General features: G+C 34.0%; 13 protein-coding genes. 2 read left to right on the forward strand and 11 right to left on the reverse strand.

The features are described 5' to 3' along the window. Positions 1-11: 11 nt before the first annotated feature. The 10 genes from pheS to H3T56_RS03575 form a co-directional block, all read right to left on the reverse strand. Positions 12-995, reverse strand: coding sequence for a phenylalanine--tRNA ligase subunit alpha (gene pheS, locus H3T56_RS03530; protein WP_198192046.1), 984 nt, complete (start codon positions 993-995; stop codon positions 12-14). A 204-nt stretch (positions 996-1199) separates the two neighbouring features. Next, the gene (gene rplT, locus H3T56_RS03535; protein ID WP_024496189.1) at positions 1200-1553 is read right to left on the reverse strand and encodes a 50S ribosomal protein L20; all 354 of its coding nucleotides are present in this window, start codon (positions 1551-1553) and stop codon (positions 1200-1202) included. 32 nt (positions 1554-1585) lie between these two features. Further along, complete coding sequence (gene rpmI, locus H3T56_RS03540) at positions 1586-1783, reverse strand: 50S ribosomal protein L35 (RefSeq protein ID WP_065557738.1); 198 nt, start codon at positions 1781-1783, stop codon at positions 1586-1588. 84 nt (positions 1784-1867) lie between these two features. Continuing rightward, on the reverse strand, positions 1868-2407 hold the full coding sequence (gene infC / locus H3T56_RS03545; RefSeq protein ID WP_065612958.1) for a translation initiation factor IF-3: 540 nt from the start codon (positions 2405-2407) through the stop codon (positions 1868-1870). A gap of 27 nt (positions 2408-2434) precedes the next feature. Further along, complete coding sequence (gene thrS / locus H3T56_RS03550) at positions 2435-4360, reverse strand: threonine--tRNA ligase (RefSeq protein ID WP_065578754.1); 1926 nt, start codon at positions 4358-4360, stop codon at positions 2435-2437. 320 nt (positions 4361-4680) lie between these two features. Next, positions 4681-5568, reverse strand: a complete 888-nt coding sequence (locus H3T56_RS03555; protein ID WP_065578755.1) for a carbohydrate kinase — start codon at positions 5566-5568, stop codon at positions 4681-4683. Continuing rightward, positions 5561-6970 (reverse strand): hypothetical protein, encoded by a 1410-nt coding sequence (locus H3T56_RS03560; RefSeq protein ID WP_065578756.1) that lies wholly within the window; start codon positions 6968-6970, stop codon positions 5561-5563. Before H3T56_RS03560 ends, H3T56_RS03555 begins: the two co-directional genes overlap by 8 nt. Positions 6971-7031: 61 nt before the next feature. Beyond that, positions 7032-8015: an ABC transporter permease gene (locus H3T56_RS03565; RefSeq protein WP_081298904.1), complete on the reverse strand. Its 984-nt coding sequence runs from the start codon at positions 8013-8015 to the stop codon at positions 7032-7034. A 34-nt stretch (positions 8016-8049) separates the two neighbouring features. Beyond that, on the reverse strand, positions 8050-9540 hold the full coding sequence (locus H3T56_RS03570; RefSeq protein ID WP_065651131.1) for a sugar ABC transporter ATP-binding protein: 1491 nt from the start codon (positions 9538-9540) through the stop codon (positions 8050-8052). A gap of 52 nt (positions 9541-9592) precedes the next feature. Next, positions 9593-10537 carry a sugar ABC transporter substrate-binding protein gene (locus H3T56_RS03575; protein WP_065651132.1) on the reverse strand — a complete coding sequence of 315 codons (945 nt, stop codon included), beginning with the start codon at positions 10535-10537 and terminating at the stop codon, positions 9593-9595. 252 nt (positions 10538-10789) lie between these two features. Here H3T56_RS03575 and H3T56_RS03580 point away from each other — a divergent pair, with 252 nt between their 5' ends. Both H3T56_RS03580 and H3T56_RS03585 read left to right on the forward strand, forming a co-directional pair. Further along, positions 10790-11884: a GntR family transcriptional regulator gene (locus H3T56_RS03580; protein ID WP_198192048.1), complete on the forward strand. Its 1095-nt coding sequence runs from the start codon at positions 10790-10792 to the stop codon at positions 11882-11884. Between the two features lie 121 nt (positions 11885-12005). Continuing rightward, positions 12006-12728 carry a hypothetical protein gene (locus H3T56_RS03585; protein ID WP_065612952.1) on the forward strand — a complete coding sequence of 241 codons (723 nt, stop codon included), beginning with the start codon at positions 12006-12008 and terminating at the stop codon, positions 12726-12728. A 71-nt stretch (positions 12729-12799) separates the two neighbouring features. On the opposite strand, the gene recO is transcribed toward H3T56_RS03585, so the two are convergent. After that, positions 12800-13492 carry a DNA repair protein RecO gene (gene recO, locus H3T56_RS03590; RefSeq protein WP_086360687.1) on the reverse strand — a complete coding sequence of 231 codons (693 nt, stop codon included), beginning with the start codon at positions 13490-13492 and terminating at the stop codon, positions 12800-12802. Positions 13493-13500: the final 8 nt, after the last annotated feature.

Genomic DNA, 13500 nt, shown 5'->3' on the forward strand with positions numbered 1-13500 from the left:
GATCTCCAGAACTAGTTAAATTGCTTTAAAAAACGTAAATCATTTTCAAAGAAAGAACGTAAATCTGTGACGCCGTAACGTAACATGGTTAATCTTTCGATTCCCATTCCAAATGCAAAACCACAATATTCTTCAGGATCAATACCTACATTACGTAACACATTAGGATGAACCATGCCACAGCCTAACACTTCTAACCATTTCCCATTTTTAGCTTTAATATCAACTTCTGCTGAAGGTTCGGTAAATGGAAAATATGCAGGTCTAAATCTTATTTCCATATTATCTTCAAAGAAGCAATGAAGAAAATCATGTAATAAACCTTTTAAATGCGTAAAACTAATATCTTTATCTACCAACAATCCTTCCATTTGATGGAACATCGGGGTATGGGTTTGATCATAATCGTTTCGGTAGGTTCTGCCTGGAGCAATAATTCGAATTGGTGGTTTTTGATTTTCCATGGTTCGAATTTGAACAGTAGAAGTTTGGGTTCGTAATAAACGTTTTGCATCAAACCAGAATGTATCATGATCAGCACGAGCAGGATGATGTGCAGGAATATTTAAAGCATCGAAGTTATGATAATCATCTTCTATTTCGGGTCCTGTTTCAACAGCAAAGCCTAATTCCCCAAAAAACTCAACCAAACGGTTAATAGTTTTAGTTACTGGATGCAATCCCCCTAATTCAAGTGATTTACCTGGAAGAGTAATATCAATGGTTTCATTTGCTAATTTTGCATTAAGAGCCTGACGCTCTAAAAAGTGACGTTTTTGATTTAATAACTCAACAACTTCTTGCTTTGCATCATTAATTTTCTGACCTATGGTTGGCCGTTGTTCAGCTGGAACATCACGTAAAGACGCCATTTGCATGGTAAAATAGCCCTTTTTACCAAAATATTCCACTCGAATCTGTTCGATAGTATTAATATCATTAGCACTTTCAATAGCGGATTTGGCATTGCTTACCAGTTCAACTAATTGAGACATACAGTTCTCCTGCTTATTGTTTATTACATAAAAAAAGCCTCTTCTGAGGCTTTTATAATTATTTTTCGTTTCTCATTTGCCTCATAAACGAATGAGATTATCGAAGCTAAAAAAGAAATGAAAAATAACTAAATTCATAATCAATCAACTCTTAAATATCGTTAAAACAATAAAAGCCGAGATAACCCGGCTCTTATAAAGCTATTAAAGTGCAGCTTTTGCTTTTTCAACTAATGCAGCGAATGCATTTTTATCGAATACTGCGATATCTGCAAGGATCTTACGATCGATTTCAATTGAAGCTTTCTTTAAACCATTGATAAAACGGCTGTAAGATAAACCACATTGACGAGCAGCAGCATTGATACGAACAATCCATAATTGACGGAATTGACGTTTACGTTGACGACGGTCACGATACGCATATTGTCCAGCTTTAATTACTGCTTGGAAAGCAACACGATATACGCGTGAACGAGCACCATAATACCCTTTTGCTTGTTTTAAAATTTTCTTGTGACGTGCACGAGCAATAACACCACGTTTAACACGAGCCATAAACTATATCCTCTAAATAATTAATCAATAAATTAAGCGTATGGAACACACGCCACTACTAAACCTAAATCGCCTTTTGACACAGTAGTCAAACCACGTAAATGACGTTTACGTTTAGTTGATTTTTTAGTTAGGATATGGCTCTTGTTAGCTTGCTTATGCTTAAAGCCACCAGATGCTGTTTTTTTAAAGCGCTTTGCTGCGCCTTTTACAGTTTTAATTTTAGGCATTTTATAAATTTCCACTTCGCATTGTTAATAAAAATAAAATAATGGTGTAATTTTTAGCAAACTAAAAATTAGCTTGTTGAACCATTATTTCTTCTTCGGCGCTAACACCATTATCATTTGACGACCTTCAATCTTAGTTGGATAAGATTCAATGATAGCCAAATCAGCCAAGTCTTCTTTAATGCGATCAAGCATTTCAGTACCTAACTGTTGGTGAGCCATTTCACGTCCACGAAAACGCAACGTAACTTTAGCTTTATCGCCATCTTCAAGAAAGCGTATCAGGCTGCGGAGTTTTACCTGATAGTCGCCTTCGTCTGTACCAGGTCGGAATTTAATTTCCTTAACCTGAACAACCTTTTGCTTCTTCTTCTGTTCTTTTGTTGCTTTACTCTTTTCATAGAGGAACTTGCCATAATCCATAATTCGACAAACAGGTGGCTCTGCATTAGGACTTATTTCAACTAAATCTAATGTTGCTTCCTCAGCTTGTTTTAAAGCTTCGTCTAAGCTAACAATGCCGAGCTGTTCACCATCGACGCCGGTTAACCTCACCTCGCGAGCAGTAATCTCATCATTGATTTTGTGCGCGCGTGTTGACTGAATTCGTTTACTGACTTTAATATCTCATTCCTCCAAATTAATTTATCATTAATTCATTTGTTCTAATGAACGACTATGAATTTCATTAAGCAATAATTCTATAACATGTTTCACTTCAAAGCTACCAAGATCTTTACCTTGGCGAGTTCGAACTGAAATTGTTCCTGATTCTATCTCTTTGTCTCCACAGACAAACATATAAGGAACGCGTTTTAGAGTATGCTCACGAATTTTAAACCCTATTTTCTCATTTCTCAAGTCCGCTTTTGCTCTAATGCCAACTTTTTGTAGTTGCTCGGTTAATTGTTTGGCATAATCGGCTTGATTATCAGTGATATTAATAACCGCTACTTGTAATGGTGCCAACCAAGTTGGGAAGAATCCAGCACAATCTTCGGTCAATATGCCCATGAAGCGTTCCATTGAACCAAGTATAGCTCGGTGAATCATAACAGGAACATGACGTTCATTATCTTCACCAACATAAGTTGCATCTAATCGCTCTGGTAACATAAAGTCAAGTTGAACTGTACCACATTGCCATGCTCGACCTAAGCAATCATGTAAAGTAAATTCAATTTTTGGACCATAGAATGCCCCTTCACCAGGTAAATATTCAAATTCAATGCCATTTTCTTGCAAACATTCAGCTAAATCTTTTTCTGCTAAATCCCAAGTTTCATCCTTACCAATACGTTTTTCTGGACGAGTCGATAATTTAACCGTGATATCTTTAAAGCCAAATGTACTATAAGTATCATAGACCATTTTGATACAATTATTTACTTCACTTCGAATTTGCCCTTCAGTACAGAAGATATGTGCATCATCTTGAGTAAAACCTCGAACTCGCATTAAACCATGCAAAGATCCAGAAGGTTCATTACGATGACAACTACCAAATTCGGCCATACGTAATGGTAAATCGCGATATGATTTTAGGCCTTGATTAAAAATCTGTACATGGCCTGGACAGTTCATTGGTTTAATGCAGTATTCACGATTTTCTGATGAAGTAACAAACATTAATTCTTTATAGTTGCCCCAATGCCCTGTTTTTTCCCAAAGTACACGATCCATCATAAATGGACCTTTCACTTCTTGATAATCATATTCTTTCAGTTTGGTACGAACAAAAACTTCAAGTTCACGGAAAATAATCCAACCATCATTATGCCAAAATACCATACCTGGTGCTTCTTCCTGCATATGATACAGATCAAGTTGTTTACCAATTTTACGATGATCGCGTTTTGCCGCTTCTTCTAAAAATTGTAAATAACTGTCGAGTTGTTTTTTATCTGCCCATGCAGTTCCATAGATGCGTTGTAACATTTTGTTATCACTATTACCACGCCAATAAGCGCCAGCAACTTTTTGTAATTTAAAATGGTGACAAAAACGCATATTAGGCACATGTGGTCCACGACACATATCAATATATTCTTCATGATGATAAAGTGCTGGAGTAGAATCTTTAGGAATGTTTTCATCTAAAATAGCAATTTTATAAGGTTCGTGACGTTCCCAAAAGACTTCTCTTGCACGTTCCCAACTCACTACTTCTTTTTTAACTGGGTAATCTTTTTTGGCCAATTCATGCATGCGTTTTTCTAAAGCATCAAGATCTTCCTGAGTTAAAGAGTGATCTAAATCGACATCATAATAAAAGCCATTATCAATGGTAGGCCCGATAGCCATTTGAGTATTAGGCCATAATTGTTTTATGGCATGTCCTAATAAATGTGCACAAGAATGACGGATAATTTCAAGTCCATCTTCATCTTTAGCGGTAATAATAGATAAGGTTGCGTCATGCTCAATAACATCACACGCATCTTTACGTTCACCATTAACACGGCCTGCGATACAGGCTTTAGCAAGCCCTGCACCAATACTTTGTGCAACTTCTAATACAGTAACAGGTTTATCAAATTGACGTTGACTACCATCAGGAAGAGTAATAATTGGCATAATAAATCCTTATAACAGTGGTGCGCCACACGAAAGCGCACATGCGTACATAAATAAATAGACGGAGTATACTATCACTTATCATGAGGATTTTAAATAGGCTTGAACTTGATTTAAAAATAGATTTATCTCTAGTGATTAAATACATCCTGATTTCATAACGAATAAAAACAGACATTACCCTATTTTTAATTATTAATAGCCTTTTTAGTGATTATTTTTGATTAGGAATCAATAAAACGATGTTGTAATCGAATATGAAAATAATAGTTATGACCTAGCTATTATTCACTAATTAAAAAGCTAGGTCTCAAAACAGATTATAATTCGGTTAAATATGTTTGTGGTATAATAGGCATCGGGCCGCTTTGAGTACAAACATATGCAGCGATGTGATTGGCTTTACTATTAATTTCTTGTAATTGTTTGCCTTTTAAATATAGCACGCTGCTTATTGCCATAAATGAATCACCAGCACCAACAGTATCAATTGGGGTGATTTTTTCAGCAGGACAATGATTCTGTTCATTTTTAGTAATAAGATGACTACCTTCACTACCACAGGTATAAATTAACAACTCAAGTTGATAATGTTCATTTAGATAATTGAAAAGCGCTTGCGGATCAGCTTTTATCTTCAATAAATCAGCAACAATTGGTAATTCTTCATCATTTAACTTTAAGATATTGGCATGTTCAATACACAAAAGTAAAGTCGCGTTATTATAATGATTTTGACGTAAATTAATATCAACAATAATTTTGCTTCGTTGTGATCGATGATTAACAATCTTTTGCAATAGTTCGTGATTATGTATATTACGTTGAATTAAACTGCCGAAATAGATTGCATCTAAATCATCTTGCTGAATAAGTTCTAATAATTGATCTGTTAATTGAATATCATCCCAAGCAACAGGATTAACAATATCATAAGTGGGTTTACCGGCTGAATCTAATTTAACTAATACCGTTCCAGTTGGATAATTTGCAGATATTTGAATTTGTTGTGGGATTTGCAGTTTTTCAATCTGTTCACGTAATTCTCTACCATTGTCGTCATCGCCAATTGCTGAAACTAATATTGCATTTGCTCCAGCTGATTTAGCATGATAACAAAAGTTGGCGGCAGCTCCGCCAATCTTTTTCCCATTAGGTAAACAATCCCATAAAAATTCACCTATTGCAACAATCTTTATGTCATTCATCTTCGATTAACCCTTGTTTGACATCAATATTTTTTTCCATACTATCGGCTTGCTTCTGCCAATCATCAAATTGACCATATGCAGTATAAATCGTTGAACCGGTAGGTAATTCTGGATACTCATTTTCACCATTAGTACCCCAATTAACCCAACCGGAATCTTTACGTTGAACAATTTGATAACGTCCGACAATATTACTCGTATACCAAACCATAGCATAACCTGATTCGGGATTTATTTCAGCCGTTTTATTTGCAGCAAGTGGAAAAATCGTTTGTTCTGGCACACTATTAACATCTACATCTTTAGCAAATAATACTTCTTTGTTTCGAGCGCTATTATGCACAACATGATGAGCTTTACGCAGAATAGTTTTAACGTGTGATTTTATTTCTTCATCACTTAAAATACCTTCTTTAACACAAAATAGGCGCCAGAAGAAATCCCAAGAAACTGCATTAATATTATCACCAATGGACTCTCGATAGAGTCTTGCATTTGGTGGAAGTTGATCTAGTGGTTGCGATAAAATTCGATTAACTTCATCAGCTAGAATATTGGCATAAAGATCACCTTGACGATAAAATGTACCGCCATAGCTAGCAAAACGAGAAAATACCACATTATTTTTACCACTTTCATACTCATCACCAACGGTGATCTTATTTATGACCGGCATACCATCAACAGAAGTTTCAAAATCATCAACATGATAAGTACGCCTAAACCATGGTGACTGATAGAAAAACTCCCAAACAATTGAAAATGATTTATCATGCAAAGCTGGATCTAAACCATTAGGAATTTTACCATTAAAACGATAACGACAATAAATTGGACCTTCAACCTCTGTTTCACACTCTACGATGGTATGCTCAGGCGGATTAATTAATCCATTGGCTGGAGTAAAAAAGGGGCCATAAAAACCACCTATAGCATTAGAGCAATCCTTAATCAAATTCCGACCTTCAGCTTTAGCAGAAAAGTAACGAATACCCCATTTCCCATATGATGTCCCGTCTGCAGTACCACGACATAATTCTAAAATATAGTGACCTGTATCAAGTCTTTTTACACCATCATTCAAAGTAGTCACTAGTTGTTTTATGCCATTTGCATTATCTACAGGCGTTTTCTCATCAAGATACAAAGTATAATTTTCAACTAACTGCTCTAAATTAGTTACTATAAAGGCGATTGAGCAAGCAGAGATTAGTGTATCGGTGGTATCATCATAAACTATATCAAACAATTGATGTGGTATAACTTTCCCTTGTTCATTAACTAGTTTTAATTTAGACGGATCTATTGGCTGTTCTTTGAAAAAAAGACGCGCGATTACCGGTTCATTATGTCGAGTAATACCATCTGGGTTATTTAACATCAAAGTACATTTTTTCATTTTATTGTCCTATTAATTAAATTTGCAATTATTCATACATTTAAAAACAAATTAGTCTAAATTAGTTTGCTTTCTTGCGTTTTAGCATATCGACATAGACGGCTAAAAAGATGATTACGCCTTTTGCAACTAATTGCCAAAATGAATTAACCCCCAATAAATTCAAACCATTGTTAATAATGCCGATAACTATCACACCTAAAATAGTGCCACTAATGCGACCTATTCCACCTGACATTGAAATACCACCGAGCACACAAGCTGCTATAGCATCCATTTCATAACCTTGTGCAACTGATGGTTGTCCTGAATACATTCTTGCAGCCAGCACTATCCCTGCGAAAGCAGCCAAAAAACCCGCAATGGTATATACAATGATTTCAACACGTTTAATGGCTATACCTGATAATCTCGCTGCCTCACGATTACCACCAAGAGCATAAATATAAGTACCTAAACGCGTTCGATTAACAACCACCAACATGACTACTATAAATACCAACATATAGATAACTGGATATGGAATCATGCCTAAGTAACCTGTACCTATGCTGGTAAACCCCTCATCAAAAATACGAATTGATTGACCACCACTATAAATATAACCTACGCCACGAGCGATCATCATCATTGCTAATGTAACGATGAATGGAGGAATACCTGTATAAGCAATAGCGACACCATTTGCCGCACCACATAAAGTACCAATAAATAAACCCAGCATAATAGCTGGAACAATGCTCATTTCACCGATTGAAATAAATCCAACTGTGAGTGTACCCGCCATAGCGACGATCGAACCTACCGATAAATCAATACCACCCAATATGATGATCAATGTCATTCCTAACGCTAAACACATATTAGTGGATACTTGTCTTAACACTGAGAGCATATTTTCTTGGGAAAGAAATACCGGACTAGCAAAACTTAAAATGATACTAATTAATAGAAGCGCAATTAAAATCCCTATATTATTAGTAATAAAATTTTTGAAACTTCTAATAATGATATTATTGGTTATTGTAGAGTGATGATAGCTCATATCATCTGATTGTTTCATAGATTGGCTAGCCATTTTAAGCTCTCCCTGTTGCTAATTTCATAATTTTTTCCTGTGTTAATTCTGATTGCGATAATTCACCTTGAATTTGTCCATTCGCAACAACACAAACACGATCACACATATTGATAATTTCTGGTAATTCTGAGGAAATCATAATAATAGCCATGCCACTTGCACAAAGTTCATCAATGATTTGATAAATTTCGGCTTTAGCACCAATATCAATTCCTCGAGTAGGTTCATCTAAAATGATGATTTTCGGTTTAGTTGCTAGCCACTTAGCTATCACAACTTTTTGTTGATTTCCGCCACTAAGCTGACCAACAATTTTGTCAGCATCTGGGGTTTTTATATTGAGCTTATTAATATAGTATTGAATGATATCTTTCTGTTTTTGTTGATTAACAAAACAACCATGCATAAATTGTTTCAATACTGTTAATGTTAAATTGAATGCGATACTATTACCTAAAATAAGACCTTGTTTTTTTCTATCTTCAGGAACTAAAGCTATTCCTATATCAATAGCATCTTGCGGCGATTTGAGCTTAACAAGCTGATTGTCAAAATAAATTTCACCACTATCATATCGGTCTGCGCCAAAAACTGCTTGCATGATTTCACTCCTACCTGCCCCCATAAGACCGGCAAAACCTAAAATCTCTCCTTTCTTTAAATGAAAATTAACGTTATTAAATACTCCTTTTTTCGAAAGATTTTTAACTTCTAATAAACGTTCTCCATTTTGTTGATAGTGACGTTGATAATAATTATTTAAGTTACGCCCAACCATCAATTTGACTAATTCATCAATATTGGTTTGTTTAGTATTGACGGTATCTATATAACTACCATCCCTAATTACAGTTATTCTGTCTGTGATAGTAAATAACTCATCCATACGGTGAGAAATATAAATGATACTTACGTTATGTTCGGTTAGTTTTTTAATCATAATAAAAAGCTGCTCAACTTCTTTATCAGTTAAAGAAGAAGTAGGCTCATCCATGATCAAGATACGAACGTTAAATGAAATAGCTTTGACAATTTCGATAAGTTGTTGTTGTGCAATGGTTAACTCATGTACAGGACGTAACACATCGATCGTTAATCCCATGCTTTCCATCATTATTTTGGCTTTGGTGATCATTTGACGATGATCTTTAAAACCCATGCGTGTTCTTGGTTCTCGGCCTAAGAAAATATTTTCATATACACTAATATAAGGAACTAAGACAATCTCCTGATGAATAACATTAATTCCTCTTGCTTGTGCATCTTTAATACCATTAATTATCTCAGTTTTACCATTAATCTTAATTTCACCGGCATCTGGTTTATAGATGCCGCCAATAATTTTGATTAAGGTTGATTTGCCAGCGCCATTTTCGCCCAACAATCCATGAACTTCACATTGTTTAAGGTTAAAGTGCATATCTTTTAACGCATGGACACCAGCAAATTTTTTTTCTATATGAGATAGTTGTAATGCAACTTGTTCCATATAAATATCACCTTATTGATTTCAATAGATATAACTTGATTAAAGTCAATGATTACTGCCAGACTTTTACTCCATATTGATCAATCATTTCTTTGGTAATTGGAAAAGTTGGTACCAATATTTCTTTAGCAACGCTTTCTCCAGCTAAAACCTTTTTACCAACTTTATAGGTTTCTTTAGCTAATTGAATTGGTGCTTGGGCAACTGTTAACGTTATATCTCCATCGCTAAATGCTTTTTTACCGTCAGGAGAACCATCAACAGTATAGACTTTAACATTTTTAAGTTTATTTGATGCTTTCAATGCAACGACAACACCTAAAGCAGAAGGATCATTTACGGCAAAAAATGCTTGTAAATCAGGATGAGCTTGAATAATATCTTCGGCAATTGGCATGGTGACCTCTAAAGCACATTTGCCATTTTGTTGAGAAAGGACTTCAAATTTACTTCTGTTTTCGCCTAATCCGGCATAAAAGCCATCAGCTCTTAAAACGCTAGCACGGTTGAAAGGACAATCAATAACCGCAATTTTAGCGCCATTAGGATAATCTTTAGCCATTTGTTCACCATTAATTTTACCGGCCAAGAAATTATCTGAAGCCACAGTGCTAACCACTAAATCATCATCACTAATAGGATTATCAATCACCACTACCGGGATCTGTTTTTGTTTTGCAGCCAATAATCCTTGGCGGATACCTTCAGAATCAACGGCGATTAAGTAAATAATATCAACTTTTTGATTAATGACATCTTCCATCATTGAAATTTGCTTAGCTTGATCATATTGAGGATCGACAAGAATGTATTGATCGCCATTTTGTTTGGCGATTTCAGAAAATGTATCAGATATTGCTGTAAAAAATGAATTGTTTAAAGTTGAAGTGATAAAAGCAAACTTTATAGGTTTTTTATCATCAGCATTTACAAGTTGAAAACAACTTGTAAAAAGAAAGAATATAATTGTTAAAAACGATGCTATGAATTTTTTCATAAACTCACCTCAGATAATCAAATGATTTATAATAATAATTTCCTTAAATACTAAAACTCAAAAATATTTTGCAATATATTTTGAGTAAATTCAGTCTAATTATCTGCAACAAGGTTAACAATATTAATCTATTTCTTTTTATTATTTATGATATCAAAGTCACTTTTTTTAAGAACTTGTAAAATTTAATTTATCAAGTTTAATGGTTATGTCATACTAGTTATATTCAATTAAAGTTATATAGGTAAAATAATGGCAAATAAAAGTGAGCAGATTTATCAGGAAATATTATTGCAGATCAAAAGTGGAATTTTAGATTGTAATAGTACCCTTCCGTCTTCATCTGATTTAAGCTCAATATATAAGACTTCCCGGCCAACGATCAGTAAAGTATTTTCAAGATTAAAAACAGAAGGTTATATTGAAGGTAAACAAGGCGGTAAGTTTTATGTTAGACACCCTAAAGATCAACAAGTAAGCAAATATATTTTTGGAATATTGGCTCCTCGTTTAGAACAAGATGAAAGTAGAATGATTCTTGACAGTTTATATTCTGAGATAGCAAGTTTAGCCAATAATTATCAGTTTTCTCTTTTATGGGCAGGGATGCTGACCAAAAGTCAGGATATACAATCTATTTTAAATGACGTAGAAAGAGTCATCATTAATTATACAAAAAATAATATTAACGGAATATTTTTCACACCTTTAGAGTTTCACCCTTACGCGAATATCATAAACAAAAGAATAATGGATTATCTGGCACTCTACAATATTCCTTGTATATTGTTAGAGAGAGACTATTATGTTTTCCCTTCTCGAGGTAAAGCTGACTTAGTTAGTATTGATAACATTGCCGCAGGTTACGTTGTCACAAATTATTTTATTGAAAAGAAAAATACTCGAATAGCATTTGTATCAAAAAGTGATTCAGCTAATACCGTTGCTTTAAGAATAATTGGGTATAAACAAGCACTATATGATGCAGGAATTACAAAAATTAACGATTGGATAATTCAAGTGCCACAAATTGATGATAAAGTAATTAATCAATTGGCAAAATTGAACATTAAACATGTAGTTTGTGGTAATGACTTTACGGCAATGCAATTAATCTCATTGAATCAAAGAATAAATCCAAGACAAAAATTATTTACCATTAGCTTTGATGATGCTGATTATGCAGGTCATCTATCTACCCCACTGTCTACTTATAAACAACCGTTAGCAAGTATAGCTTTGACTGCTGTAGAAACTTTAATTCAAAGGATAAATAATCCAACCTTACCAATTCGTTCTATATACGTAAATGGTGAATTAGTTATCCGTGCATCAAGTGGAGCATAATATAGAACTCATTATTCAGTCGATAAAATACAGCCAACAAAATTAATATATATTTATATAATATTCAAATATATAATATTGTATATATAATTACTAAACATAATTAGAAAAGGAAATCTTAATGAATAAATTTTATAACATATATAATGTATTAATGATTGGCTTAATCAGTTTAATTTTAAGTGGATGTCAACAAGCAATCAATTCAAAAGCAGCAAATGATAGAGGAATAGGAACACAATGGGGGGATGGGGTCGAATCTCATGTTCGTGAAGTTAAATTAGATCGCATTAATAACACACCAATAGACGTTGCGGTAATTCATTATTCTAAGAAAGTTTTTGTGCATGGAAAAAAAGTTCAAGAACTCATGCTCAATGGCGATGTGGGTATGTCAATAATTGATGATAACAATAACAAATGGTCGCTTTTCAAACAGGATGATGAAATCAATATGCTTGGTGAAGAAGGTAAAAGTTATCAACTTTATTATGTTAATTATTCAAGAAATACTTATGAAATTGTAGCAACTGTTGATGGATTAGATGTTATCAACGGAAAAGCTGGTTCATTGAACAATAATGGTTATATTTTAAGACCGTATAGTACGCTATCAATTAAAGGGTTCCGAAAAAATGATAGTGAAGTAGCCTCATTTACATTTTCACAAGCATCTAAAGCTTATGCAAATCATACCGATGAAGGTTCAGCGAACAATATTGGGGTGATTGGTACAGCAATTTTCCAATTGGAAAGTGGTAATCAATATAAGAAATCACCGAATTCTAACGCTTTCCCTGCCGATAGTTATAATAGCAAATATGCTAAACCACCAAGATACTAAGTTTAATCGAGTAAATTATAATTAATAAACTATTCCGCCAATAATCATTGGTGGAATAGAGAAATCAAAAACTAAATTTTCAAAAATAACTCTCTACTCTTAAAAGGTTTTGAACCTATATAAGGTTTTAAAGCCATTCGAGTAAAACGTTTAGCTGCTTTAAGCGTATCTATAGTTAGAAACTCTCTTTTACCCAAAGCTAACACCTGTTCGCCGGTGAAACTGGTACTATTTTGTAGCAAACTACTAATAAAACCTTTTTCTGATTGATATTGATAATGCATGGTTTCAACAATATCATCGCCCGTTGCACTGCAATGAAAAAAATCAACGTGATAACCTAAATTCTCAAGTAATGCCAATTCAAATGTACGCAATACATTTTCAGCTGACATTTGTTGTGCCAATTGTTGTAAGCTTATCAAATAATCATCAAATAACGTATTAGTTTCGGTTTCAGCTAATAGGACTCGATCTAATAGTTCATTTAAATAAAAAGCGCTGTACAGAAAAACTGATACAAGTGGTAATGTTAGAGATATTGCTTCAACCTGACGCAAATTCTTAATTTCTCCTTGACCTGAATACTGAACAATTAATGGCGTAAAAGGTTGTAAAATTCCCTTCAATACTGATTTTTTACGTCTAGCCCCTTTAGCTAGAATAGTTACTTTTCCTACATTCTCAACAAATAAGTCAACTAATAAGCTACTTTCGCTATAGGTACGCGTATGAAGAACAAATGCTCTTTGCCAATTTTCCATCAATGATA

The organism is Gilliamella sp. W8123 (assembly GCF_016101085.1).
In the GTDB taxonomy this organism is placed as follows: domain Bacteria; phylum Pseudomonadota; class Gammaproteobacteria; order Enterobacterales; family Orbaceae; genus Gilliamella; species Gilliamella apis.